General features: G+C 72.7%; 24 protein-coding genes. 14 read left to right on the top strand and 10 right to left on the bottom strand.

Features of this window, described 5'->3' with window-relative positions:
* Nucleotides 1-75 precede the first annotated feature (75 nt).
* A complete protein-coding gene (locus NBM05_RS09080; protein WP_254166685.1) occupies nucleotides 76-1461 on the top strand; it encodes an NAD-dependent succinate-semialdehyde dehydrogenase in 1386 nt (461 codons plus the stop codon).
* A 105-nt stretch (nucleotides 1462-1566) separates the two neighbouring features.
* On the opposite strand, the gene NBM05_RS09075 is transcribed toward NBM05_RS09080, so the two are convergent.
* The gene (locus NBM05_RS09075; RefSeq protein WP_254166684.1) at nucleotides 1567-2103 is read right to left on the bottom strand and encodes a hypothetical protein; all 537 of its coding nucleotides are present in this window, start codon (nucleotides 2101-2103) and stop codon (nucleotides 1567-1569) included.
* Nucleotides 2104-2387: 284 nt separating this feature from the next.
* Here NBM05_RS09075 and NBM05_RS09070 point away from each other — a divergent pair, with 284 nt between their 5' ends.
* Together NBM05_RS09070 and NBM05_RS09065 are read left to right on the top strand one after the other, a co-directional pair.
* Nucleotides 2388-3005, top strand: coding sequence for a DUF47 domain-containing protein (locus NBM05_RS09070; protein ID WP_254166683.1), 618 nt, complete (start codon nucleotides 2388-2390; stop codon nucleotides 3003-3005).
* Nucleotides 3006-3009: 4 nt separating this feature from the next.
* Nucleotides 3010-4020 (top strand): inorganic phosphate transporter, encoded by a 1011-nt coding sequence (locus NBM05_RS09065; protein WP_254166682.1) that lies wholly within the window; start codon nucleotides 3010-3012, stop codon nucleotides 4018-4020.
* A gap of 145 nt (nucleotides 4021-4165) precedes the next feature.
* Here NBM05_RS09065 and pstB read toward each other — a convergent pair whose 3' ends face one another.
* The 4 genes from pstB to pstS all read right to left on the bottom strand — a co-directional run bounded on the left by pstB (nucleotide 4166) and on the right by pstS (nucleotide 8329).
* Entirely contained in the window at nucleotides 4166-4945 is a 780-nt protein-coding gene (pstB, locus tag NBM05_RS09060; protein ID WP_254166680.1) for a phosphate ABC transporter ATP-binding protein PstB, read from the bottom strand.
* 79 nt (nucleotides 4946-5024) lie between these two features.
* On the bottom strand, nucleotides 5025-6134 hold the full coding sequence (pstA, locus tag NBM05_RS09055) for a phosphate ABC transporter permease PstA (RefSeq protein ID WP_254166678.1): 1110 nt from the start codon (nucleotides 6132-6134) through the stop codon (nucleotides 5025-5027).
* The gene (gene pstC, locus NBM05_RS09050) at nucleotides 6131-7090 is read right to left on the bottom strand and encodes a phosphate ABC transporter permease subunit PstC (RefSeq protein WP_254166709.1); all 960 of its coding nucleotides are present in this window, start codon (nucleotides 7088-7090) and stop codon (nucleotides 6131-6133) included. The genes pstA and pstC overlap by 4 nt, the downstream gene beginning before the upstream one ends.
* A 135-nt stretch (nucleotides 7091-7225) precedes the next feature.
* Nucleotides 7226-8329: a phosphate ABC transporter substrate-binding protein PstS gene (gene pstS, locus NBM05_RS09045; RefSeq protein WP_254166676.1), complete on the bottom strand. Its 1104-nt coding sequence runs from the start codon at nucleotides 8327-8329 to the stop codon at nucleotides 7226-7228.
* 225 nt (nucleotides 8330-8554) lie between these two features.
* Here pstS and NBM05_RS09040 point away from each other — a divergent pair, with 225 nt between their 5' ends.
* The 3 genes from NBM05_RS09040 to disA all read left to right on the top strand — a co-directional run bounded on the left by NBM05_RS09040 (nucleotide 8555) and on the right by disA (nucleotide 12569).
* The gene (locus NBM05_RS09040; RefSeq protein WP_254166674.1) at nucleotides 8555-9757 is read left to right on the top strand and encodes an FUSC family protein; all 1203 of its coding nucleotides are present in this window, start codon (nucleotides 8555-8557) and stop codon (nucleotides 9755-9757) included.
* A gap of 103 nt (nucleotides 9758-9860) precedes the next feature.
* Nucleotides 9861-11354, top strand: coding sequence for a DNA repair protein RadA (locus NBM05_RS09035; protein WP_254166672.1), 1494 nt, complete (start codon nucleotides 9861-9863; stop codon nucleotides 11352-11354).
* A 144-nt stretch (nucleotides 11355-11498) separates the two neighbouring features.
* The gene (gene disA / locus NBM05_RS09030; protein ID WP_254166670.1) at nucleotides 11499-12569 is read left to right on the top strand and encodes a DNA integrity scanning diadenylate cyclase DisA; all 1071 of its coding nucleotides are present in this window, start codon (nucleotides 11499-11501) and stop codon (nucleotides 12567-12569) included.
* 36 nt (nucleotides 12570-12605) lie between these two features.
* On the opposite strand, the gene NBM05_RS09025 is transcribed toward disA, so the two are convergent.
* On the bottom strand, nucleotides 12606-13436 hold the full coding sequence (locus NBM05_RS09025) for a hypothetical protein (RefSeq protein WP_254166668.1): 831 nt from the start codon (nucleotides 13434-13436) through the stop codon (nucleotides 12606-12608).
* A gap of 66 nt (nucleotides 13437-13502) precedes the next feature.
* On the opposite strand from NBM05_RS09025, the gene NBM05_RS09020 reads away from it, so the two are divergent.
* A complete protein-coding gene (locus NBM05_RS09020) occupies nucleotides 13503-14627 on the top strand; it encodes an iron-sulfur binding domain-containing protein (protein ID WP_254166666.1) in 1125 nt (374 codons plus the stop codon).
* Here the strand turns inward: NBM05_RS09020 and NBM05_RS09015 are convergent.
* Both NBM05_RS09015 and NBM05_RS09010 read right to left on the bottom strand, forming a co-directional pair.
* On the bottom strand, nucleotides 14581-15084 hold the full coding sequence (locus NBM05_RS09015) for an amino-acid N-acetyltransferase (RefSeq protein ID WP_254166708.1): 504 nt from the start codon (nucleotides 15082-15084) through the stop codon (nucleotides 14581-14583). The genes NBM05_RS09020 and NBM05_RS09015 overlap by 47 nt on opposite strands.
* Nucleotides 15085-15109: 25 nt before the next feature.
* Nucleotides 15110-15334, bottom strand: coding sequence for a hypothetical protein (locus NBM05_RS09010; protein ID WP_254166664.1), 225 nt, complete (start codon nucleotides 15332-15334; stop codon nucleotides 15110-15112).
* A gap of 286 nt (nucleotides 15335-15620) precedes the next feature.
* Between NBM05_RS09010 and NBM05_RS09005 the strand changes: the two genes are divergently transcribed.
* Together NBM05_RS09005 and NBM05_RS09000 are read left to right on the top strand one after the other, a co-directional pair.
* Nucleotides 15621-16085 carry an SRPBCC family protein gene (locus NBM05_RS09005; RefSeq protein ID WP_254166662.1) on the top strand — a complete coding sequence of 155 codons (465 nt, stop codon included), beginning with the start codon at nucleotides 15621-15623 and terminating at the stop codon, nucleotides 16083-16085.
* Nucleotides 16086-16200: 115 nt separating this feature from the next.
* A complete protein-coding gene (locus NBM05_RS09000; RefSeq protein WP_254166660.1) occupies nucleotides 16201-16914 on the top strand; it encodes an ANTAR domain-containing response regulator in 714 nt (237 codons plus the stop codon).
* A 53-nt stretch (nucleotides 16915-16967) separates the two neighbouring features.
* Here NBM05_RS09000 and NBM05_RS08995 read toward each other — a convergent pair whose 3' ends face one another.
* The gene (locus NBM05_RS08995; protein WP_254166658.1) at nucleotides 16968-17417 is read right to left on the bottom strand and encodes a PaaI family thioesterase; all 450 of its coding nucleotides are present in this window, start codon (nucleotides 17415-17417) and stop codon (nucleotides 16968-16970) included.
* A gap of 94 nt (nucleotides 17418-17511) precedes the next feature.
* Here NBM05_RS08995 and polA point away from each other — a divergent pair, with 94 nt between their 5' ends.
* The 5 genes from polA (at nucleotide 17512) to rpsA (ending at nucleotide 24280) form a co-directional block, all read left to right on the top strand.
* Nucleotides 17512-20268 (top strand): DNA polymerase I, encoded by a 2757-nt coding sequence (gene polA / locus NBM05_RS08990; RefSeq protein ID WP_302183835.1) that lies wholly within the window; start codon nucleotides 17512-17514, stop codon nucleotides 20266-20268.
* 57 nt (nucleotides 20269-20325) lie between these two features.
* The gene (locus tag NBM05_RS08985) at nucleotides 20326-21132 is read left to right on the top strand and encodes an HAD-IIB family hydrolase (RefSeq protein WP_254166656.1); all 807 of its coding nucleotides are present in this window, start codon (nucleotides 20326-20328) and stop codon (nucleotides 21130-21132) included.
* A 127-nt stretch (nucleotides 21133-21259) separates the two neighbouring features.
* A complete protein-coding gene (locus tag NBM05_RS08980) occupies nucleotides 21260-21658 on the top strand; it encodes a GNAT family N-acetyltransferase (protein ID WP_302183830.1) in 399 nt (132 codons plus the stop codon).
* A 129-nt stretch (nucleotides 21659-21787) separates the two neighbouring features.
* Nucleotides 21788-22600 carry a sterol carrier protein domain-containing protein gene (locus NBM05_RS08975; protein WP_254166654.1) on the top strand — a complete coding sequence of 271 codons (813 nt, stop codon included), beginning with the start codon at nucleotides 21788-21790 and terminating at the stop codon, nucleotides 22598-22600.
* 210 nt (nucleotides 22601-22810) lie between these two features.
* Entirely contained in the window at nucleotides 22811-24280 is a 1470-nt protein-coding gene (gene rpsA, locus NBM05_RS08970) for a 30S ribosomal protein S1 (protein ID WP_254166652.1), read from the top strand.
* Nucleotides 24281-24456: 176 nt separating this feature from the next.
* Here rpsA and NBM05_RS08965 read toward each other — a convergent pair whose 3' ends face one another.
* A complete protein-coding gene (locus tag NBM05_RS08965; RefSeq protein ID WP_254166650.1) occupies nucleotides 24457-25191 on the bottom strand; it encodes an IMPACT family protein in 735 nt (244 codons plus the stop codon).
* Nucleotides 25192-25261 lie beyond the last annotated feature (70 nt).

Raw genomic sequence — 25261 nt, 5'->3', positions numbered from 1 at the left:
GCGCGGCCGGCCCGGCCGTTCAGCTCCCGGCGAGACCCGTGGACCGCGGCCCGCCCGCGGGTATGGGGTGGGGACATGAGCACTTTCGCAGTCACCAACGCAAGCACCGGCGAGGTCGAGGAGCGCTTCGACACGGTCGACGCCGGGCGGATCCCCGGCATCCTCGACACCGCCCACAAGGCCTTCTCCTCCTGGCGCGAGGTCCCCGTGGAGGAGCGGGCCCGGATCCTGGGCCGCGTCGCGGAGATCTTCTCCGAGCGCGAGGACGAGCTGGCCGGGATCATCGGCCGCGAGATGGGCAAGCGGCTGCCCGAGGGCCGCCAGGAGGTCCAGCTCGTCGTCCAGATCTTCTCCTGGTACGCCGAGCACGGCCCCGAGCTGCTGAAGGACACCGCCCTGGACCCGATGGGCGCGGACGAGACCTACGTCCGGCACGACCCGCTGGGCGTGCTGCTGGGCATCATGCCCTGGAACTTCCCCTACTACCAGCTGGCCCGCTTCGCGGCGCCGAACCTGCTGGTCGGCAACGCCATCCTCATGAAGCAGGCGGAGATCTGCCCGCGCTCCGCGCAGACCTTCGCCGAGATCCTGGCCGAGGCCGGGGTGCCGGAGGGCGCCTACACCAACCTCTTCCTGGACACCGACGACGTGCCGCGGCTCATCGAGGACTTCCGGGTCCGCGGCGTCTCCCTGACCGGCTCGGAGCGGGCCGGGTCGATCGTCGCCGCGCAGGCCGGCGAGCACCTCAAGAAGTCGGTCCTGGAGCTGGGCGGCAACGATCCCTTCGTCGTCCTGGACACGAAGGACCTGGACGGGCTGGTCGAGCACGCCGTGGGGCTGCGCGTCTCCGTACAGGGGCAGGTCTGCACCTCCCCCAAGCGCATCATCGTGGCGGACGGGCTCTACGACGACTTCGTGGCCCGGGCCAAGCAGGCCGTCGAGGCGCTGACGGTCGGCGCCTACGACGACCCCGACGCCGACCTCGGGCCGCTCTCCTCCGAGGGCGCCCGCGACGGCGTCGTCGAGCGCATCCGCCAGGCGGCCGAGGACGGCGCGACCGTCCACACCGGCGGCGAGAAGCTCGACCGCCCGGGCTGGTTCATGTCCCCGGCGCTGATCACCGACATCGACGAGGACAGCGACCTCGGCTGCAACGAGCTCTTCGGCCCCGCGGTCATGGTCTACCGCGCCCGGGACGAGGAGGACGCTCTGCGGATCGCCAACGCCTCCCAGTACGGCCTGCAGGCCTCGGTCTGGACCGACGACCTGGAGCGCGGCCGCCGCTTCGCCGAGCGGATGGAGGCGGGCATGGTGCACGTCAACGAGCACCTGGTGACGCAGGCGGGGCTCCCGTTCGGCGGCGTCGGGCGCTCCGGATACGGGCGCGAGCTGGCCGAGTGGGGGCTCAAGGAGTTCACCAACGAGAAGCTGGTGCGGCTGAACGAGCAGAGCTTCGGCTGACCCCGGCAGCCCCGTCCCGCTCGCGTTGACACGCGGGCGGGGCGGGTACCAGACTGGTGGGACGGCACTGGGCCGCAGGTAGCCCCGGGCTCCATCATTTAGCCGCTACGAGCGGCCTTCCGCCGAGAGGCGCTCCCGGCCCAGTGCCACCTCTTCCTCCGATCGGGTCGCCCCGTGCACCCTGACCCGTCCCTCCTCGAGCAGGTCCAGGCGGCGTCGGGCCTCGGCCTCCTCGGAGACGTCCAGCCGGGTGACGGTGACCCCCTTCTTGCCGTACCCGCCCTTGGTGGTCCGCCAGACCTCGCCGCGATACGTCTCGATGTACCACGCGTGGCTGCCGCGGCCGGTCGCCTCCCGGTAGTCGCGCTTGACGTCCCGGGCACTGCGGCGAGTGAACCGCTCCCACTCCTCGAGCTGGTCCCGGGGGATCGCGCGGCGGACGGCGATCCCGTGGGCCGCGCGCACGTACCACCGCTCCCTGTTCTCCGGGTGGACGTCGGTCACGTACCAGCCGAAGTTCCCCGAGCCGCCCTCGGGCGGATTCTTCCGCTCCCAGACGATCCCCGCCCAGTCCAACCGGGCGGAGGCCCGCTGCAGCGCGGCGATCAGCGTCCGCTCGTCTCGCGGCGTCTCTGCTCCCATGGCGTTTCCTCGTCCCCGGCCCCGCGGTCTGCCCGGCGGGGTGTCCTCGATGCGTCGATGAGCCGATCGTGACACGAGTCATGGGCTACTCCCCAGTCCGTTCCCGCGCGTCCCGCCGGGACCGGGTCCTCGACGCTGGTACCCTCCGATCCTGCGGATGCCCGACCCCCGCGCCCCGCAGGACGGCGCCCCTCGGTCCGCCCTCCGCCCATCCGGTCAGCGCCGTTAACCTGGGCCGGTTATCTTGGGAGGGTCCCCCTCGGCACCCACCGGAAGGCAGCAGCGTGGCGATCCGTCTGTTCCCCCAGGAGACGCAGGCCCTCGCGCTGCTCTCGGACATGGCCCAGCTCGTGGTCGACCAGACCTCGGCGATCTCGCGCATGATGGGCTCGCCGGTGGACGAGCACGAGGAGATCTTCGAGCAGGCCCAGGCCACCGAGGGACGCTCCACCGACCTGTTCTTCGCGCTCATGACCTCGGTGCGCTCCTCCTTCGTCACGCCGCTGCCGCGCAGCGACCTCTACATCCTGGCCCGGCACCTCAACACCGCGGCGGAGGACCTGACCGGCGCCACTCACGCGATCAGGATCCACGCGCTCAGCCAGTTCCCCGACCGCGCCTCGGACCTCCTGGACCTCATCCAGCGGCAGGCCGCGCTGACCGCCGAGGCGATGCGGCACCTCTCCGACCTGGAGGGCCTCGACGAGTACTGGATCGAGGTGCTGCGGATGTCCAAGCAGGCGGCGCGCACCTCGGAGCTCTACCAGGCGCACCTGATGGACCGGCTCAAGCCCGGCGCCTACCTGCGGACCGCGCTGTTCACCGCCAAGCTCGACGTCGCCTCGCGCAGCATGCGCAGCGTGGCCACCGAGGTGGGCCGGATCCTGGCCCAGGAGTCCTGAGCCCGTGACCGCGATCCTCTTCGGGCTGTGCTGCGCCCTCCTGCTGGTCTTCGCGGCCTTCGCCAGCTTCCACGACGTGCCCAACGCCGTCGCCGTGCCGGTCAGGGCCCGGGCCGTCACCGCCCGCATCGGGGTCTCGCTCAGCGCGCTCTTTAACGTCCTGGGGCTGCTGCTCGGCGTCGTCACCCTGCCCCTGGTGGGCGACCGGTGGCTGCAGATCCCGGACTCCCAGACCGGCCTGGGGATCCTGGCCGCCACCCTGCTGACCGTGATCGCCTGGGAGGCGGTCACCTGGTGGTGGGGCATGCCCTCCTCGGCCACGCACGCCCTGGTCGGCGGGCTCCTGGGCGCCCTGTGGGCCGCGAGCGCCGTCGGGCTGTCCGACGACATGGCGCTGGCCTGGGACATGGTGGGGGCCGTGTGGCTGCCGCTGCTGCTGGGCCCGGTCCTGGCCTTCGTGATCGGCTGGCTCGCCGTCGTCCCGCTCGTCAGGGTCTTCCGCTACGCCAGCCCGCAGACCGTGAACCGCCGCGCGCGCTACGCCCTGACCCTGGCGCTGTCCTGCATCTCGCTCGCGCACGGCCTGTTCTTCGGCCACCGGCTGCTCGTCCTCGCGCTCATGATGTTCCTGGGCGCGGGCATCGGGTACGACGCCGGCACGCTGTGGCTGCTGTGCCTTCCGCTGGCCGCGTGCCTGGTCCTGGGGACGCTGGGCGGCGGCTGGCGGATCGCCTACACCCTGGGCAGCCGGATGGTGAAGGTGGACCCGTTCCGCGGGGCCATCGCGCAGGTGACCACCACCCTGCTCGCGTTCGGGTCCGGGGCGATCACCCACGAGCCCCACTCGGCCTCGCAGCTGGCGGCGTCGGCGATGCTGGGCGCGGGGTCCAACCAGCGCTTCAACGCGGTGCGCGTGCGGACCGCGACGCGGATCGTGGGCACCTGGCTGCTGACCATCCCGGTCTGCGCCGTGGGGGCGGCGGTCTTCTTCCTGGCGCTCTCCCCGCTGCTCTGATCGGGGCCGGCCGTACGCCGGAGCCGGCCGCACCGGGGCCGCACGCGGGGACGGGCCGGCCGCACCGGGGCCGCACGCGGGGACGGGCCGCCCCGCATCGGCGCGGCCGCGCCGGGACGGGCCGCCCCGGCGTCGCGCGCCCGGCTCAGCCGAAGCGGCCGGAGACGTAGTCCTCGGTGGCCCGGTCCTTGGGGTTGTTGAAGATCTCCTGGGTGGGCGCGTACTCGATCAGCTTGCCCGGCTTGCCCGTCCCCGCGATGTTGAAGAACGCCGTCTTGTGGGACACGCGCGCCGCCTGCTGCATGTTGTGGGTCACGATGACGACCGTGTACTCCTCCTGCAGCTCGCTGATGAGGTCCTCCACGGCCAGCGTCGAGATCGGGTCCAGCGCCGAGCACGGCTCGTCCATGAGGATCACGTCCGGCTTCACGGCGATGGTCCGGGCGATGCACAGCCGCTGCTGCTGGCCGCCGGAGAGGCCCGAGCCCGGCTTGCCCAGCCGGTCCTTGACCTCCTCCCAAAGGTTGGCCCCGCGCAGGGACGACTCGACCAGCTCGTCGGCCGCCGCCCGGGACATCCGCCGGGAGTTGAGCTTGGCGCCGGCCAGGACGTTGTCCCGGATCGACATCGTGGGGAAGGGGTTGGGTCGCTGGAAGACCATGCCCACCTGCGAGCGCACCCGCACGGGGTCGACGCCGCGGCCGTAGAGGTCCTCGCCGTCGAGGTTCACCTTCCCCTCCACGCGCGCCCCGGGGACGACCTCGTGCATCCGGTTCAGGGTCCGCAGGAACGTGGACTTGCCGCAGCCCGAGGGGCCGATGAAGGCGGTCACGGAGCGGGGCTCGATCTCGATGTTGACGTCCTCCACGGCGAGGAAGTCGCCGTAGTAGACGTTGAGGCTCTCGACGTCGATGCGCTTGGACATGTCGTTACTCTCTCTCGTCGGTGGGGCGTCCGGGCGGCGCGCCCGCTGGGGGCGCGGGCCGCCGGGCCGCCGGCGTCTGCTAGCGCCCCGTCTTGGGGGCGAAGACCTTGGCGATCAGGCGGGCGATGAGGTTCAGCACCATCACGATGACGATCAGGATCAGCGCCGCCGACCAGGCCCGGCCCTCGGAGATCCCGGGGTTGGTGGGCGAGGTCGGGGTGATGATCTGGTAGTAGATGTAGGTCGGCAGGGTCGTCATCCAGCCGCTGAAGGCGTTGGCGTTGATGGTGGTCACGAAGCCGGCGGTGACCAGGATCGGCGCCGTCTCGCCGATGACCCGGGCGATGGCCAGGGTGACGCCCGAGGAGATGCCGGAGATCGCCGTCGGGATCACGACCTTGGTGATGGTCCGCCACTTGCGCACGCCCAGGGCGTAGGAGGCCTCGCGGAGCTCGTTGGGGACGATCCGCAGCATCTCCTCGGCGTTGCGGACCACGGTCGGGATCATCAGGACGCTCAGGGCGACCGAGGCGATGAACCCCATGCGCATCGACGGGTCGTCGAAGATCTGGACGAACAGCGCCGCGGCGAACAGGCCGGCCACGATCGAGGGGATGCCGGTCATGACGTCGACCAGGAACGTGATGATGCGGGCGATCGCGCCGGAGACCCGCCCGCCCGAGTACTCGACCAGGAAGATCGCGGTGAGCAGGCCAACCGGCACCGACATCAGCGTGGCCCAGAACGTGACGACCAGGGTCCCGACGATCGCGTGGTACGCGCCGCCGTAGACCGGCGTCTCCCCCGCGGCCGCCGCGTTGTCGGTCGCGCCGGTGACCCCGCCCATCGAGGTCAGGAGCATGTTGAGGTCGAGCCCGGGCAGCCCGCGGGAGAGCACCGTCCAGACGACCGAGACCAGCGGGATCAGGGCGAGCAGGAACGCGCCGTAGACCAGGTAGCGGGCGAAGGCGTCGACGCCCTTGCGGCGCCCCTCGATGGCGCCCACCGCGGCGGGCCCGGCGAGGACGAAGAGGACGCCGGCGAAGACCGCCCACAGGGCGATGCCGAAGCCCACCAGGGCGGCCAGCGCCGCCCCGAGGATCAGGGCGCCGGCGCCGACGGCGACGGGCAGCCAGCGCGGCGCCTGCCCGCTGACGAGTGAGGACTTCTTGAAGGTCGCGGTGCTCACGAGTTGGCTCCCGAGAATTCCTTGTAGCGGTTCACGATCAGGCGGGCCAGCATGTTCACGACCAGGGTGATCAGGAACAGGACCAGGCCGGCCGCGATCAGCTCGTTCATCCGGAAGCCGTAGGCCTCCGGGAAGTTCAGGGCGATCTCGCTGGCCACGGTCTGGTTGCCGGACTGGATCAGCGAGGGGTTGAAGGGCCCGCCGGAGAGCACCAGCGTCACAGCCATCGTCTCGCCGAGCGCGCGGCCCAGACCGAGCATGACCGAGGAGATGATGCCCGCGCGGGCGAACGGGAAGACGGTCATGCGCACCATCTCCCACCGGGTGGCCCCGAGGCCGAGCGCCGCCTCCTGCTGCAGCACCGGCGTCTGCTGGAAGATCTCCCGGCTCATCGAGGTGATGATCGGCAGGATCATGATGCCGAGCACAACGCTGGCGGTCAGGATCGTCTTGCCGGTCGCGCTGGCGGGCCCGGCGAAGATCGGGAGGAAGCCCAGGTACTGCGCGAGCCAGTCGTAGAGGGGCACCACGCGCGGGGCCAGCACGGAGGCGCCCCACGCGCCGAAGATGATCGAGGGGATCGCCGCGAGCAGGTCGATCACGTAGCCCACGGGCTTGGCGAGCCGCCGCGGCGCGTAGTGCGAGATGTACAGGGCGACGCCGACCCCGATCGGCGTCGCGATGACCAGCGCGATGGCCGCCGCGATCAGGGTCCCGGCGACGAGCGGCCAGATGTAGCTGAGGAAACCCTCGCCGCCGTAGAACTCGTCGGCGGGCGCGCCCACCACGGGCCACGCCTGGAGGCACAGGAACAGCGCAACGCCCGCCAGGACGACGAGGATGACGAGGCTCGCGGCGAGCGCGAGCCCGGAGAAGGTCGCGTCCTGCTTCGGGCTGCCCGCGGGGCCCGCGGAGGGCCCGGGCGCGGCCGGGCGGTCCTCGGGCTCCTCGCCCATCTCGGGCTTGGTGGGAGCGGTTTGAGTCATGGTCCTTCACGCTCTCGATCTCGATGGTCTGCGGCATGAGTCCCGCCGGGGCCGCGGAGGGCCCGGGCGGGACTCATGCTAGCGGGTGGGCGCCGCCCGGGGAACCTAGCCCCCGGCGGTGATGGAGTCGACGGCCCGCTGCGCGTCCTGGCGGATACCCTCGCTCAGCGGCGCGGACCCGGCGGCGTCGGAGGCGGTCTGCTGGCCGTCCTCGCTGACGACGTAGCCCTCGAAGGCCTTGACCCGGTCGGCGACCTCCTGGTCCTGGTACTGCGAGCAGACGACGTGGTAGGAGACGAGGACGATCGGGTAGGAGCCGTCGTCCGGGGTCCGGTTCAGCTCGAGCGACATGTCGTGCTCCCCGCGGCCCTCGACCCGCTGCGCGCTCTCCAGGGCGGCGGCCGCGGCCTCCTGGGAGACCTCCACGTACTGCTCGCCGGACTGCACGTTGACGGTGCCCAGGTCGCCCACCGCGGAGTCGTCGGCGTAGGTGATGGCGCCCTCGGTCTCCGCGGTCGTGGAGACCACGCCCGAGGTGCCCTTGTTGGCCTCCGCGGAGTACCCGCCCGGCCAGTTGCCGTCCGGCTCCTGGCCCCACGCGCCGTCCGACGCCGCGGCCAGGTACTCGGTGAAGTTCTCGGTGGTGCCCGAGTCGTCGGAGCGGTGGACCACGGTGATGGCGGTGTCCGGCAGCTCGACGCCCTCGTTCTCGGCGGCGATGGCGGGGTCGTTCCAGCGGGTGATCTCGCCCTTGAAGACCTTCGCGATGGTCGGGCCGTCCATGTTGACGTGCTCGACGCCGGGCAGGTTGAAGGCCACGGCGATGGGCGAGACGTAGGCCGGGATGTTGATCGCGCCGTCCGGGCCGCAGACCTCGCGGGAGGACTCGGTCTCGTCGTCGTCCAGGTGGGCGTCCGAGCCGGCGAAGTCGGCGCCGCCGGCCAGGAAGGCCTCGCGCCCGGCCCCGGAGCCGTCCGGCGAGTACTGCACGCTGGCCCCGGAGTTGACCTCCTGGAAGCCGGTCTGCCAGGCGGTCATGGCCGCCTGCTGCGAGGAGGCGCCGACGCCGGAGACGGTGCCGGTCACCGAGTCGCCGCCGCCGGCGGTCCCGGTCCCCTGACCGGTCGCGTCGTCGGTTCCGCAGGCCGTGAGGGCGAGGGTCCCGACGGCGGCGAGGGCGGCGAACCGCCCGATGCGAGAGAGCTTCATGGAGAGCTGACCCCTTCGAGGTGATGAGTGCGCGCCCGATCCTGGCCGCGCAGGTCCCAGCCTAGGAGCGCCAGGTGGCCTGATCGACCACGCGAGGTGAACGAGGAGTGAACTTTGCGGCGGCCGGCCGACCCCTCCGGGAGCCGGCCCTCGGGGGCACGGAACCGCGCCCTCGCGTCCCGTGCCCGCCGAGCGCCGCCGGCCGGCCCGTCTACGATGAGGAGCATGGGTTCAGGAAAGGTCCGCGAGGCGGCGCGCACGGCGTCGGGTCAGCTGAGGGCCCGCGCCCGCTCGGGGTACTCCCGGGTCCGCGTCGGATTCTGGCAGTCGCTGCAGATCACGGCCGCCGCCGTGGGGGCCTACTACATCGCGGAGAAGGTGCTCGGGCACACCGGCCCGCTGTTCGCGGCGACCGCGGCGATCGTCTCGCTCGGCTACGGCAACGCCTCGGCGCACCTGCGCCGGATCCTCGAGGTCTCGATCGGCTGCACGCTCGGCATCGTGATCGGCGACGTGCTCATGTACTTCCTGGGCCGGGGGCTCGCGCAGGCCGCGCTCGTGCTGCTCGTGTCGATCCTGCTCGCCCGGTTCCTGGACAACGGGAACATCTTCACCACGCAGATGGGGCTGCAGGCGGTGCTGATCGTGCTGCTGCCGGCCTCGGTGGACGGGCCCTTCGCGCGGAGCCTCGACGCCGTCGTCGGGGGCCTGTGCGCCCTGGTCATTATGGCGCTAGTGCCCAGCGACCCCCGCCGCGAGCCGGTCCGCGCCCTGCGGCGGCTAACCCAGGAGTTCGCGACCGTGCTGCGGGAGGCGGGCTCCGCCATCGGGGACTACGACGCCGCGGAGGCCTGGCACGCGCTGTCCCGCGCCCGGCAGACCCACCCGCTGGTCGCCTCGCTGGAGGGGGCCCTGCGGATGGGGCGGGAGAACGCCCGGCTCACGCTCACGCGGCGGGCCACCCGGGCGGACATCGAGCGCTACGGGCGGATCGTGGACGGGCTGGACAACGCGGTGCGCAACACCCGGGTCCTGACCCGCCGCATCGCCAACACCATCGATACGGTGCAGCTGCGGCCCGCGGCCGTGACCGCGCTGCACCGGGCCCTGAACGAGCTGGCCGACGCCGTGGACCTCATCGGCCTCTCCCTGACCGCCGACACCGCGGAGGCCCGCCGGTCCTTCCGGCGCCGGGCGCGCAAGAGCCTGACCCGCACCGCGGGCACCCTGGACCCCCAGGCGATGGACGTGCGGACCTACCAGGGCGAGGCCCTGGTCATGCTGATCCGGCCGCTCACGGTGGACCTCCTGGTGGCCACGGGCATGACCCACGCCGAGGCCAGCCGGGTCCTGGTGACCATCCGCCAGGAGCTGACCGAGGCCATGGGCACCGTGGATCCCGACGACGACCCGCGGGAGGGGCTCTAGGCGGGCGCCGGCCGCGGGGCCGGATCACCGAGGCCGGCCGCGGGGCGGCGTCGCGGTCCACAGCCGGGCTTAAGTTGTCGGTGGCCCGGCATAGGCTGGAGGCATGAGTCCCGCACGCAAGACCTCCCGCTCCGCCAACGCCTACCGCTGCGCCGAATGCGGCTGGACCACCGCCAAGTGGGTCGGGCGCTGCGGGGAGTGCCAGCAGTGGGGGACCCTCGAGGAGGTGGGCGCCGGCGGCACCGCACCGCGGACCAGCGCCTCCCGCAGCGTCGAGACCCCGGCCCGGCCCATCGCGGAGGTGGACGCCAGCGTCGCCCGCTTCGCCCCCACCGGCCTCGGCGAGTTCGACCGCGTGCTGGGCGGCGGGCTCGTCCCCGGTGCGGTGATCCTCATGGCCGGAGAGCCGGGCGTGGGCAAGTCCACGCTGCTGCTCGACGTCGCGGCCACCTTCGCCCGCGGGGACGCCGGAGACGGCGGGGCTCGCGGCACGGTGGGGGCCCGCGGCGGGTCAGGGGCCCGCGGGGACGCCGAGCCCTCCGGCGCTCGGGGCTCCGGGAGCCACGAGGTGCTGTACGTGACCGGCGAGGAGTCCGCCGCCCAGGTCAAGCTGCGCGCGGACCGGATCGGCGCCGTCGCGGACACCCTCTACCTCGCCGCGGAGACCGACCTCGGCGCCGCGCTCGCCCACATCGAGAAGGTCCAGCCCGGGCTGCTGATCCTCGACTCGGTGCAGACGCTGGCCAGCGGGGAGGTCGAGGGCTCGGCGGGCGGGGTCACGCAGGTCCGCGAGGTCGCGGCGTCGATCATCGCCGAGGCCAAGCGCCGCAACATGACGACGCTGCTGGTGGGCCACGTGACCAAGGAGGGGACCATCGCCGGTCCCCGGCTGCTCGAGCACCTGGTGGACGTGGTCTGCCAGTTCGAGGGGGACAAGAACTCCCGCATCAGGATGCTGCGGGCCGTGAAGAACCGCTACGGCCCCACGGATGAGGTCGGCTGCTTCGACCTGCTGGAGGACGGGATCGAGGGCGTCACGGACCCCTCGGGGCTCTTCGTCTCCCGGACGCCGCACCCGGTGGCGGGGACGTGCCTGACCATCACCATGGAGGGCCGGCGCCCGCTGCTGGCCGAGGTCCAGGCCCTGCTGGACGAGTCCTCGACGGCCCAGCCGCGGCGCGCGACGGCGGGCCTGGACTCCCAGCGCACGGCCATGCTGCTCGCGGTCCTGCAGCGCCGGGCCGGCTTCAACGTCGGCAAGCTGGACTGCTACCTCTCCACGGTGGGCGGGGTGCGGCTCTCCGAGCCGGCCGCGGACCTCGCCACGGTCATGGCGCTGGCCTCCGCCGCGGAGGACAAGCCGCTACCGCGCCGGTTGGTGGTCTTCGGCGAGGTCGGGCTGGCCGGGGAGGTGCGGGCGGTGCCGGGGATCCGGCAGCGGATCGCGGAGGTCGCCCGCCTCGGCTTCACGCACGTCATGGTGCCCTCCTCCCCCGCCGGCGTCGGGGACGTGCCCGAGGGGGTCACGGTCAAGGAGGTCGCCTCCGTGGTCGACGCCGTGGACACCCTGTTCCCGGCCCGCTCGGCCAAGGGGTAGGGCGCCGGGGCGGGAGGGGGTCTCCGAGCCGGGAGGAGCCCCGGGGGGCGGGAGGGGCGCCGGCGTCGTCCGGCCCCCGAACGAGACGGGAGGCACTGCCCGTGCGGGCCGGGGGCGGCGGCGTCGGCCCGTAGACTGGTCACCGTGGTTTCACCTCGCACGACTCTCCTGAAGAAGACCCTGGCGCAGCTCGCCCCCGGCACCGAGCTGCGCGACGGGCTCGAGCGCATCCTGCAGGGCCGGACCGGCGCGCTGATCGTGCTGGGCTACGACCGGACGGTCGAGGCGATCGGCACCGGCGGCTTCGACATCGCCATCGACTTCACCGGCACCCGGCTGCGGGAGCTGGCCAAGATGGACGGCGCGATCATCTGCGACCGGGACGTCACCCGCATCCTGCGCGCCGGGATCCACCTCATGCCGGATCCCTCGATCCCCACCGAGGAGTCGGGCACCCGGCACCGCACCGCCGAGCGCGTGGCCCGCCAGACCGGGTTCCCGGTGGTCTCGGTGTCCAAGTCGATGGGCATCATCACCATCTACGTGGATGGTGAGCGCTACCCGCTGGAGGGCTCCCAGGCGATCATGGCCCGGGCCAACCAGGCCATCCAGACCCTCGAGCGATACACCGAGCGGCTCGAGCAGGAGTTCGCCAACCTCTCCGCGCTGGAGATCGAGTCGGACGTGACGGTCCGCAACGTGGCCGCGACGCTGCAGCGCCTGGAGCTGGTCCGGCGCATCACGGAGGAGATCGACCAGAGCGTCATGGAGCTGGGCGTGGACGGACGGATGATCTCGATGCAGCTGGAGGAGCTGGTGCTCAACCGGCCCGACGCGGACACGGTCCTGATGGACTACCTCCCGGTGGAGCCGACCGCCGCGGCGCTGGCCGAGGCGCGCGGGGCCCTCGCGGCCCTGGACCCCGTCGAGCTCGCCGACCCCGCGACGGTGGCCCGCAGCGTCGGGCTGGTGGGCAACGGGGACCTGGAGCACTCGATCGCGCCGCGGGGGCACCGGCTGCTGGCCGGAATCTCCTCCATCCCGCGGGTCGTGGCGGACCGGCTCGTGGATCGCTTCGACGGCCTGCAGGCGCTCATGGCGGCCAACCTGGAGGACCTCAAGGCCGTGGAGGGCATCGGGGAGCAGCGCGCCCGCAACATCAGGGAGTCGCTCGCGCGGATGGCCGAGTCGAGCCTGCTCGAGCGGTTCATGTGACCGCGCGGCGGTGACACGGTCCGGCCCGCCGCCGCCCTACCCGTCGAGGCGGATCAGCTCGGGCGCGCTCTCGACGCCGCCCGCGTTCGCCGTCACCCAGTAGTACCCCGGCTCGGCGGGCGTCGCCTCCACGCCGCAGCCGTAGGCAGTCATGGCGAGGTCCCAGGTGCTCTCGCGCGTGGCCTCGGCCCCGGGCGCCAGGGTCTGCTGCCCGCCCTCGGGGGCCGCGCCGCAGGCCTGGGAGTCGTAGACCTCCGCCGGCCCGGAGGTGATCACGTACCGCACGTCGGCGGACGTGTCCATGCTGCACGGGTTCGGGGAGCCGTTGACCACGGTCGCGGTGATCACCGGCGTCTGCCCGGGGGCGTAGGACTCGCGGTCCACCGAGGTGGTGACGCGGAGGTCGTCGTGGCAGGCGTGCACCTCGCCGGCGGCCTCCGCGGAGGGCGAGGGCTCGGCGGCGTCGTCCGCGGCCTCCGCCGATCCGGACGGCTCGGCGGACCCGGAGGGCTCCGCGCTGCCGCTGGGGCTTGCGCTGCCCGACGGCCCGGGACTCGCGCTGCCCTCGGCGGAGGCGCTGGCCGAGCCCGACGGCGTGCCGGAGGATCCGGCGGTGCCGCTGCCGGACGGCGTCGGGCGCGCGCTGAAGCTCTCGAAGTTGTTGTTCTCGGTCTGCGTGGGCGCGGGCTCGGACCCCCCGCCCATGCCCGCGCCGATGCGCTGGACCGCGAAGACGACCCCCCAGACGACCAGGGCGATGACCGCCAACGCGATCAGCGCCGCGACGATCCTGCGCCGTCGGTACACCGCGGGAGACAGCCGCTCGTAGCGCCGCTCGCCGGGGTCCTCATCCTCGAAATCTGCCATGCCCCCAGGCTACCGAATGGTAGCCGCGCGCCACGCACCGGCGTCATCGCCTACAGTGAGGAGGCGATGAGATCTTCCTCCCCCTCCCTGCCCGGCCCCGAGGTCGTGACCCGCCTCCACGAGCGCATCATCGCGTGGTTCGCGGAGAGCTCCCGCGACCTGCCCTGGCGGTCCCCCGAGCGCACCGCCTGGCAGGTCATGGTCAGCGAGTTCATGCTGCAGCAGACGCCGGTGGTCCGGGTCCTCCCGGTGTGGCGGCGCTGGATGGAGCTCTGGCCCACCCCGGCCGCCCTGGCCGCGTCCTCGACCGGCGACGCCGTGCGCGAGTGGGGCCGCCTCGGCTACCCCCGGCGCGCCCTGCGCCTGCACGCGGCCGCGGCCGCGATCGTGGAGCGCCACGGCGGCGAGGTTCCCCGGGAGCACGCGCAGCTGCTGGACCTGCCCGGCGTCGGCTCCTACACGGCGGCCGCGATCTCCGTCTTCGCCTTCGGCCGGCGGCAGACCGTGATCGACACCAACATCCGGCGCGTCCACGCCCGGGCCGTGTCCGGCAAGGCCCTGCCCGGCAGGTCGCTCACGGCCGCCGAGACCCGGCTCGCCGACGCCCTGATGCCCGAGGACGACGCCGCGGCGGTCGCCTGGAACGTCTCCGTCATGGAGCTCGGGGCCCTGGTCTGCACGGCCCGCTCCCCGCTCTGCGACGCCTGCCCCGTCCTCGAGGACTGCGCGTGGGTCGCGGCGGGGCGCCCCGAGGCCGACTACGTCCCCACGGGGCAGGCCTGGAAGGGCACGGACCGGCAGGCCCGCGGCGCGATCATGGCCGTCCTGCGGGCGGCGGAGGCGCCCGTGCCCCGGGAGTCCCTGGTGGCCCCCGCGGCGGCAGCCGGCCCGGAGCGACCGCGGGCGGGCAGGTGGGCCCGGCGCGGCCGGCGGAACAGGCGCGGCGGGCGGGGCCGGCGCGGCGGGTGGTGCAGGCTCGTCGGCCGACGCCACCGCCGCCGAGACCACGGCGGCCCGGCGGCTGCGCGAGCTGGGCGCCCCGCGCGAGCAGCTGGAGCGCTGCCTGACCGGCCTGCTCACCGACGGCCTGGCCCACGCCGACGACGCCGGGGTGAGCCTCCCCCACTGAGCCCGGACCCCTCCCCTACAGCTGCCGGATCATCCGGGTGTTGCCGAGCGTGTTCGGCTTGACCCGCGCGAGGTCGAGGAACTCCGCGACGCCCTCGTCGTGCGAGCGCAGCAGCTCCGAGAAGACCTCGGGGTCCACGGTGTCCTGGTTGTCCATGACCTCGAACCCGAGGCGGCGGAAGAAGTCGACCTCGAAGGTCAGGCAGAAGACACGGGTGATGCCGAGGGACCGGGCGCGCTCGAGCAGCGCGTCGACCAGCATGCGCCCCACCCCGCGGCCCTTGGCCACCGGATCCGTGGCCAGCGTGCGGACCTCCCCCAGGTCCTCCCACATCACGTGCATCGCGCCGCAGCCGACCAGGGTGGCATCCCCGCGCTCGTCCAGCAGCTCCACGACCAGGAACTCCTGCACGGCCTCGTAGTAGTCCACCGCGTCCTTGGAGATCAGGATGCCGTCCACGGCGTACGGCCCGATCAGGCCCCTGATCCCTCTGACGTCGCCGGTCCTGGCCGGGCGCATCCTCAATTCGCTCACGGCGGTCAGTCTACGCGGAGCCCCGCGGAGCCGCCGACGACGCGGCCGCCCGGACACGCGGCGTCGGCGGACCCACGCGGCCGCCCGGACCCGCGGCGTCGGCGGACCCGTCCGAGCCGGCGTCGGCGCCCCCGGAGCACCCGGCGACCAGCAGCAGGACGGCCGCGGCCGCCGCGGAGAGCGGCCATCTTCGGCGGGCGCGGGGGGAGCGGGGGATGAGGGGGGAAGCGGACACAGCGGTCTCCTCGGTGACGAGCGGGTGAGATGCTCGAAGTATATTTCCGGCGGGCGCCCGCGGGCGCTCCCGACGCGTTTGTTGCGCCTGGTCAGAACGCGAATGCCGATATCCCGGAACGACGCCGCCCCGGCGCGGGTTTCGCCCAGAGCCTGAGTGCCCCCGGATTCCTTGATGACCCCCGGGGCCCTGGCTACTGTGAGACACACGACCTCCCGGCCGTCGACCTGCTCCGCGGGGCGCGGCGCGCCGGGGGACACCCGATTGATGAGCAGAGGAGATTCACATGGCAGACAAGAACTCCATCACCGTCACCCGATCCGTGGACATCCCGGCGAAGGATCTCTTCAACATCCTGAGCAACCCCGAGCGCCACGCCGAGATCGACGGCTCCGGCTTCGTGGTCTCGGACGACAAGACCGACCGGATCTCCGGCCAGGGCGACGTCTTCCGCATGAACATGCACGGCGACCACATGGGCGGGGACTACAAGACCGAGAACCACGTGACCGGCTTCGAGGAGAACAAGTTCATCTCTTGGAAGACCGCGCCGGCGGGCGAGGAGCCCCCGGGCTGGGAGTGGATCTGGGAGCTGACCTCCACCGGCTCGGACTCGGCGGACATCAGCCTGACCTACGACTGGTCCAAGGTGGACCAGGACACCGTCAACCAGATCGGCTTCCCGCTGGTCACCGAGGACCAGCTCGAGGCGTCGGTGGACCGCCTGGCCGCCGCCGCGACCGGCGCCTAGCGCGGGGGACGACTCCAGGGCCCCAGGGGACCCGGACCGCGCCGGCCGCCGCGCCGTCGTAAACTGGTCCGGGTTGCCCCGGGTCCGACCGGGCCCTTCCGAGACACAGCACTGGATGGAGATCACCATGTCCGAGCCGACACCTGACCAGACCGGCGAGAGCGTCGCGTCCCCGTTCGACGCGGGCGCCGTCCCCGAGTCCGCCGAGGCCGCCCGGGCCGTCGCCGCCCCGTCCGACGCCGAGGGGTCCGAGGAGGCCCCCCAGCGCCGCGTGGTCGTGGCCGAGGACGAGGCGCTCATTCGGCTCGACATCGTCGAGATTCTGAAGGACCGCGGCTTCGAGGTCGTGGCGGAGGCCGCCGACGGCGAGCAGGCCGTGGAGATGGCGCGGCTGCACGAGCCCGACGTCGTGCTGATGGACGTCAAGATGCCCAAAATGGACGGCATCAGCGCGGCCGAGATCATCTCCAACGAGCGGATCGCCCCCGTGGTGCTGCTCACCGCCTTCAGCCAGAAGGAGCTCGTGGACCGGGCCACCGAGGCCGGCGCCATGGCCTACGTGGTCAAGCCGTTCACGGAGAACGACCTGATCCCCTCGATCGAGGTGGCCATGAGCCGTTACGAGCAGATCAAGGCGCTCGAGGGCGAGGTGACCGACCTCAAGGAGCAGTTCGAGACCCGGAAGCTGGTGGAGCGGGCCAAGTCCCTGCTCATCAGCAAGATGGGCCTGAGCGAGCCCGAAGCCTTCCGCTGGATCCAGAAGACCTCGATGGACCGCCGCCTGTCGATGCGCGAGGTCGCGGATACGATCGTCCGGCAGGTCTCCTAGCCGCCCCCGGTGCCGTGGGGCCGCCCCGGTCGGACCGGGACGGCCCCGCCCGCTCACCCCCGCCGATCCACCACCATGTTGGTGATCCGCGCCGTGGAGAGCCTCCGGCCGGCGTCGTCCCGCATGACCACCTCGTGCACGCACAGGCTGCCGCCCAGGTGCAGCGCAGTGCAGGTCCCGGTCACCCAGCCCGAGGTGATCGCCCGCTGGTGGGTCGCGCTGATGTCGACCCCCACGGCCATCTTCCCCGGCCCGGCCGCGATGTTGGAGGCGATCGAGCCCAGCGTCTCCGCGAGCACCAGGTGCGCGCCGCCGTGCAACAGCCCCGCCGGCTGCGTGTTGCCCTCCACCGGCATCCGGGCCACCGAGTGCTCGGGCCCCATCTCCTCGAAGACGATGCCCATCTTCTCCGCGAGCCCGCCCAGGCCGCGCTCGGCGAAGAAGGGGTGGTACTGCTCGGGGATGCCGCTGGCGCGCAGCCGCTCGGTCGTCGTGGGTTCCATGCCCTGCTCTCATGTTCGGGGGTGGTGCTGTGTTTAGGATTGTAGGGTGACTTCAGCCCCAGCCTCCACGTCCCCCGCCCGCTCCGAGCGCCTGATGCTCATCGACGGGCACTCCATGGCCTTCCGCGCGTTCTTCGCGCTGCCCGCCGAGAACTTCTCGACGTCGACCGGCCAGTGCACCAACGCCGTCTACGGCTTCACGGCCATGCTGATCAACCTGATCAAGAACCAGGAGCCCACCCACGTGGTGGTGGCCTTCGACCTCTCGACGCCCACGTTCCGCAGCGAGGAGTACGCCGAGTACAAGGCGGGCCGCGACGAGACACCGCAGGAGTTCCGCGGCCAGGTCAGCCTGATCAAGCAGGTCCTGGAGACCATGGGCATCCCCTCGGTCACCGTGGAGGGCTTCGAGGCGGACGACATCATCGCGACCCTGGCCACCACCGGGGCCGGCAGCGGGATGGAGGTGCTCGTGGTCTCGGGCGACCGGGACGCGTTCCAGCTGATCAACGACCAGGTCGCGGTGCTCTACCCGCGCCAGGGCGTGACCAAGGACCTCCCGCGCCTGGACGCCGCGGCCATCGAGGAGAAGTACGCGGTGCCCCCGCACCTCTACCCGGACCTGGCCGCCCTGACGGGGGAGAAGGCCGACAACCTGCCGGGCGTGCCCGGCGTCGGCCCCGGCTTCGCGGCCAAGTGGATCGCCAAGTACGGCGACCTCGAGGGGATCCTGGCCCACGCGGACGAGATCACCGGCAAGAAGGGCGAGGCCCTGCGCGCCCACGTCGAGGACGTCCGCCGCAACCGCCGCCTCAACCGGCTGGTCACCGACGTCGAGATCCCCCTGGACCTCGCCGACGCCCTGGACCCCCGCCCGGACCGCGACGCCGTCAACGAGCTCTTCGACACCCTCGAGTTCAGCTCGCTGCGGGACCGGCTCTTCGCCGTCTTCGCCGAGGACTCCGCCGCGCCGCGCGCGAGCACCTCCGCGATCGAGGAGGTCGCGACCCCGCAGACCCCCGAGGAGCTCCGCGCGTGGCTGGACGCCGCCCACGCCAGCTCCCCGGAGGCCGCGGAGCAGGACGACGACGCCGTGCGCGCCAACGCCGCCGTGACCCTCCGGCCCTACTACGCGGAGGGCGAGGTCGGCCGCGCCCACGAGCGCGAGGTCCTGGGGCTGACCCTGGCCTCCGGGACCCGCGCGGCGTGGCTGCCGTGGAACGAGCTCGAGGGCGCCGCCCGCGAGTCGCTGGTCGAGTGGCTCGAGGACGCCGGGTCCACCAAGATCGTCTTCGGCGCCAAGGAGGCGCACAAGTCCTTCGCCGAGGCCGGGGTGCGGCTGGCCGGCGTCGTGGACGACCCCGCGCTCTCCGCCTACCTCTGCGGCTTCATCCCGCTGCCCCGCCGCCGGGACCACGTCTTCGAGGACCTCGTGGGGCAGTTCCTGCACAGCGCCCTCCCGGAGCCCGCCGAGGACGACAACGAGGGCACCCTCTTCGGCGGCTCGGTCGACACCGCCTACGAGGCGCAGCTGGCCGCCCTGACCGAGGCGCTCAGCGCGACCCTGGACGGCCAGCTCGAGGAGCGCTCGATGACCGGCCTGTCCGAGAACCTCGAGCTGCCCCTGGCGCGGATCCTCGGCGACATGGAGCGCCTCGGCGTGGCCGTCGACTCCGCCGAGATCGCCGAGCTGACCGAGTACTACGCCGGCCTGGCCGGCCAGGCCCAGCAGGAGGCGTGGGACGCCGCGGGCCACGAGGTGAACCTCGGCTCGCCGAAGCAGCTGCAGGTCGTGCTCTTCGAGGAGCTCGGCATGCCCAAGACCCGCAAGATCAAGTCCGGCTACTCGACCGACGTCGAGTCCCTCCAGAACCTCCTGGAGAACGCCGCCCCGGAGTCCGCCGGCGAGCGCTTCCTCGCGGGCCTGATGACCTACCGCGACTACACCAAGCTCAAGCAGACGGTCGAGGGCCTGGCCAAGGCCACCTCCGACGACGGCCGCGTGCACACCACGTTCCAGCAGGCCATCGCCGCGACCGGCCGCCTCTCCTCGACCGACCCGAACCTGCAGAACATCCCCATCCGCACCGAGGAGGGCCGGCGCATCCGCGGGGTCTTCGTGGTGGACCCGCGGGAGTCCGGCGGGCACCGCTTCGAGACGCTGCTGACCGCCGACTACTCCCAGATCGAGATGCGCATCATGGCGCACCTGTCCGGGGACGAGGGCCTGATCGAGGCCTACCGGTCCGGGGAGGACCTGCACCGGTACGTCGGCTCGCAGGTCTTCGGCGTCGAGCCCCAGGACGTCACCTCGGAGATGCGCTCCAAGGTCAAGGCCATGAGCTACGGGCTCGCCTACGGGCTGTCCTCCTTCGGCCTGTCCAAGCAGCTGCGGATCTCGGTGGACGAGGCGCGGCAGCTGATGGGCAACTACTTCAAGCGCTTCGGGGCCGTGCGGACCTACCTGCGGGACATCGTGGAGCAGGCGCGCAAGGACGGGTACACCCAGACCATGCTCGGCCGGCGCCGCTACCTGCCGGACCTGCACAGCGACAACCGGCAGCTGCGCGAGATGGCCGAGCGCGCCGCGCTCAACGCCCCCATCCAGGGCTCGGCGGCGGACATCATCAAGAAGGCGATGCTCGGCGTGGACGAGGCGCTGCGCTCCGAGGGCCTGGACTCCCGGCTGCTGCTGCAGATCCACGACGAGCTCATCGTCGAGGTCGCCCCCGGCGAACTCGAGCGGGCCCAGGAGATCCTGGTCGAGCAGATGGGCGGCGCGGTGGACCTGACCGTGCCCATGGAGGTCCAGGTCGGCCACGGCCGGTCCTGGAACGACGCCGCCCACTAGGCCGGCGGGGGCGGCGCGCGCGGCCCGCCCCATCCCACCCAGCGAAGGAGACGGCAGATGATCGGACTCGCGGTCAGCGACATGGACGGCACGTTCCTGGACGGCGCGGGGGAGTTCGACCGCGGCCTGGCCCGCGAGGTCCTCGCCGAGGCGGCCGAGGCCGGCATCGAGTTCGTCGCGTGCACCGGCAAGCAGTGCGAGCGCGTCGAGGAGCTGTTCGACGGCGTGTGGGAGGACTTCTGGATCCTCGGCGACTCCGCGGCGCGCATCAAGCGCGCGGGCGAGGTCCGCTGGGAGGGCGCGCTCGAGCGCGAGCGCGCCCTGGGCATCCTGGCCGACCTGCGGGAGCTGGACCCGGATCCGACGCTGATCGCCTGCGCCGGGGGCACCGCGTACGTCCACGTCTCGACGCCGGAGGAGCGCCGCGCCGTCGTGCGCCGCTCCTACCGCAGCGTGCGCACCGTGGCGGACTACGAGGAGGTGCCGGCCGACTTCGTCAAGCTGACCGTCTTCGACCCGGCCGGGCGCTCGAGCCGGATCAAGGCCGCGCTCGAGCCCGCGCACGGGGAGCACGCCTACATCGTGGACTCCGAGCGCTCCTGGCTCGACGTGACCGCCCCCGGCGTCGACAAGGGCAAGACCCTGGCGCGGCTCCAGGACCACCTGGGCGTGGGGCCCGAGCGCACCCTGGCCTTCGGCGACACCCTGAACGACCTGCCCCTCATGGCGCGCGCGGAGTTCTCGATGTGCGTGGCCAACGGGTACCGGGAGGTCAAGGACGCCGCGCACTTCGTCATCGGCCCGAACGACGAGTCGTCGGTGCTGCACACCATCCGCCGCTTCGCCCGCGCGCAGGCGGGCTGAGCCCGCGCAGCTCGACGCGCCGGCCCGCCCCGGCAGCGCCCGCACGCAGGCGGGCCGAGCCGGACCGCCGCAGCCCCCTCGTCCCTCCGCACCACCCTCGTCCCTCCGCCCCACCTCAGGAGACCCCATGGCACTCACCCCCTTCGAGATCCGCGACCACCTGGACGGCGACCGGGCGCGCCCCGAGTACGAGCGCGCCCACCGGCGGATCCACGCCGCCTTCTACATGGATCCCGGCACGCGCGAGGTGATCGACTGGTCGGCGCGGGCGGACCAGGAGGCGGGCCTGGTGCTGCGCGGCTTCACCGAGGCCGCCGCCCTGCCCCACGCCGCGGGCGCGCAGCTGCCCGTCGCGACGATCGGCTGCTTCCCCTCGAGCCTGTGGGTCGGCGCGCGGGCCGCGCGGACGTGGATGGTCACGGCCGTGAGCGTCGCCCCCACCCACCGGCGCCGCGGCCTGCTGCGGTCCATGCTCGGCCCCGAGCTGGCCGAGGCGCAGCGGCGGGGGACGCGCTCGCGGCGCTGACGGCCTCCGAGGCGACCATCTACGGCCGCTTCGGCTTCGGCGTCAGCTCCCGGGTGGTGTCCTACCGCCTCGAGACGACCCGCCGCCCGCGCATCCTGCCCGCGGTGCTGGCGGCCGCCCGCCACCCGGGTGCGGATCCACGAGCTGCCCGCCGCCGAGCTGGCCCCCTACGCCGCCGAGCTCGCGGCCGCCGTCGCGCGACGCCGCGCCGGCCAGCCGGTGAGGTCCCGCGCGGTCTCCGAGTATCACGTGGGCGCGGTCAACCCGTACGAGAACTCGCTCGAGCCCGTCCGCCAGCGGCTCGGGTACCTCTGCCTGGGGCCCGAGGGTCCGGAGGGGTACGTCGCGATCCAGCGGCGCACGGACGAGGCCTCGGGGCTCGGCGTCGCCGAGGTCAAGGACTTCCAGGCCGCGAGCGACCGGGCCCGCGTGGCGCTCTGGGACCACCTGCTCTCCCTGGACCTGGTGGACCGGATCGAGTTCGAGGACGCGCCGGGCCGGGAGGTCGCCGACCTGCTGACCGACTCCCGCGCGGTCACCAGCCTGCGCGACGAGGACCGGCTGTGGACCCGCCTCCTCGACGTCCCGCGCGTGCTGGAGTCGCGGGCCTACGCCGCGGACGGCCGGCTGGCGCTGCTGGTCGACGACCCCGCCGGCCTGGTCACCGGGGCCTACGAGCTGGAGGTCGCGGACGGCGTCGCGCGCGTGACCCCGGCGGCGTCGAACCCGGGGCCGGGGGAGGGCGTCCTCGAGGCGGCCGACGACGCCGGGTGGGCGCCCGGGGCGCCGCGGGCCCGGTTCGCCGCGGACCTGCTGGCCACCGCCGTGTTCCGCGGCTGCGCGACGTCGGCCCGGTACGGCGCCGTGGGCGGGGACGGAGCGGATCTCGCCGCCCAGATGTTCGCCGTGGAGCGGGAGCCGTACTGCGACTTCATGTTCTGAGGCGCCTCGGCGCTGGGGCGAGGACCGGGGCGGGCGCGGCCGTGTCCGGGTCCGTTGACCCGACTTGGCCGAATCCGTAGACTGAGGGGGTGCGCCCTGTGCGCACGGCAATTCATCAAACGTCCGCTGCGGCGCTGACGCGCCCGGGTTCGAGCCCGGCCGAGCCGCATCGGCCTAGTACGCATCTATCCACATCGGAGCCCCTACTACATGACCACCAACACCCCTCAGGTCGCGATCAACGACATCGGAACCGAAGAGGACTTCCTCAAGGCCGTCGACGAGACCATCAAGTACTTCAACGACGGTGACCTCGTCTCCGGCGAAGTCGTCAAGGTCGACCGCGACGAAGTTCTGCTGGACATCGGGTACAAGACCGAAGGCGTCATCCCGTCCCGCGAGCTCTCCATCAAGCACGACGTCGACCCCGGTGAGGTCGTGACCGTTGGTGATGAGGTCGAGGCTCTCGTCCTGACCAAGGAGGACAAGGAAGGCCGCCTGATCCTCTCCAAGAAGCGGGCTCAGTACGAGCGCGCCTGGGGCGACATCGAGAAGATCAAGGAAGACGACGGCGTCGTCGAGGGCACCGTCATCGAGGTCGTCAAGGGTGGTCTCATCCTGGACATCGGCCTCCGCGGCTTCCTGCCCGCCTCCCTGGTCGAGATGCGTCGCGTCCGCGACCTGGCCCCCTACATCGGCCAGCAGATCGAGGCCAAGATCATCGAGCTGGACAAGAACCGCAACAACGTGGTCCTGTCCCGCCGCGCCTGGCTCGAGCAGACCCAGTCCGAGGTCCGCTCCAACTTCCTCAACAAGCTGGAGAAGGGCCAGGTCCGCACCGGCGTCGTCTCCTCGATCGTCAACTTCGGCGCCTTCGTCGACCTGGGCGGCGTGGACGGCCTCGTGCACGTCTCCGAGCTGTCCTGGAAGCACATCGACCACCCCTCCGAGGTCGTCGAGGTCGGCCAGGAGGTCACCGTCGAGGTGCTCGAGGTCGACATGGACCGCGAGCGCGTCTCCCTGTCGCTCAAGGCCACCCAGGAGGACCCCTGGCAGACCTTCGCCCGCACTCACGCGCTGGGCCAGGTCGTTCCCGGTAAGGTCACCAAGCTCGTTCCCTTCGGCGCGTTCGTCCGCGTCGAGGACGGCATCGAGGGCCTCGTGCACATCTCCGAGCTGGCCGTGCGCCACGTGGACCTGGCCGAGCAGGTCGTGTCCGTGGGCGAGGAGCTGTTCGTCAAGGTCATCGACATCGACCTGGACCGCCGCCGCATCTCGCTGTCGCTCAAGCAGGCCAACGAGGGCGTCGACCCCGAGGGCACCGAGTTCGACCCGGCCATGTACGGCATGGCCGCGGACTACGACGAGCAGGGGAACTACAAGTACCCCGAGGGCTTCGACCCCGAGTCGAACGAGTGGCTCGAGGGCTACGAGACGCAGCGTTCCGCCTGGGAGCAGGAGTACGCCAACGCCCAGGCCCGCTGGGAGGCCCACAAGGAGCAGGTCCGCAAGGCCGTCTCCGAGGACGCCGACGCCGCGGCCACCGCTGCGACCGGCGGCTCCGCCCCGGCTCCGTCCAGCTCGAGCTACTCCTCCGAGGCCCCGGCCGACGACTCCGGCACCCTGGCCTCCGACGAGGCCCTGGCTGCCCTGCGCGAGAAGCTCACCGGCGGTCAGTAGTCTCCCGGTCCCTCCCCTGAGGAGGGCGCCGGCGTGACGCCTGAAAGACCCCCTCCCTTCGATCTCAGGATCGGGGGAGGGGGTCTTTTCGCGTCCCCGGGCCCGTTGTCGCGTGCGCGGGCCCGGGCGCGGGGGACCGGCTCTGCCGCGGGCCTCTCCGCCCGGGCGCGGGCCCCTCAGCCCAGCGGCAGGTCGATCCAGTCGGTGCCCGCCCAGGCGAGCTCCCGGCGGCCCGCGGTCAGCGAGGCGAGGTGCCGCTCCGCCTCCGCCAGGTCCTCGGGCCGGTCCCGCACCGCCAGCCGCAGCACCGCGTGCGCGGCCTCGTAGTCGGTGCCCAGCACCGTGTACCCCGCGGACCGCAGCTCGTTCTCCAGGCGGCCGGCATCGGCGTGGGAGGCCTCGATCGCGCCCCGGCGCAGGCGGGCGCGCCGGGCCAGGTCGGCGGCGTCGAGCGTGGACGCGACGGCGTCGGTGTAGGCCCGGACCAGCCCCCCGGCGCCCAGCTTGATCCCGCCGAAGTAGCGCACCACGGCCACGCACACGTCCGAGAGGTCCGCCCGCTCGCCCTCCGCGGCGGGCCCCCCGGCCGTGAGCGGGGCCCGGTGGGCCAGGATCGCCTGCAGCATCGGGATGCCCGCGGTCCCGGCCGGCTCGCCGTCGTCGCTGGAGCGCTGGACCTCCCGGTCGGCGCCGAGGACGAAGGCGGTGCACACGTGCCGGGCGTCGCGATGGCCCCTGCGGACCGCCTCGATGTGCTCCCTGGCCTGCGCCTCGGTCTCCACGCGGGCGGCGTAGCCGAGGAACTCGCTGCGCTTGATCTCGAGCACGTTCTCGGCGCGGCCCGGCGCGGCGAGCACCGTGTAGCTGCGGGCGCGGGCCTCCTCGGCGGCGGGGGTCTCGGAAACGGTCATCGTCCCATGCTAGACGGCGCGGGGGCGGCTAGGCTGGGACCGGAGAGGACCGGCGTCGGGCACGGCGCCG

The sequence above is a fragment of the Rothia santali genome, assembly GCF_024199905.1.
GTDB lineage: Bacteria > Actinomycetota > Actinomycetes > Actinomycetales > Micrococcaceae > Rothia > Rothia santali.
This window is presented reverse-complemented; position numbering and strand designations above follow the sequence as displayed.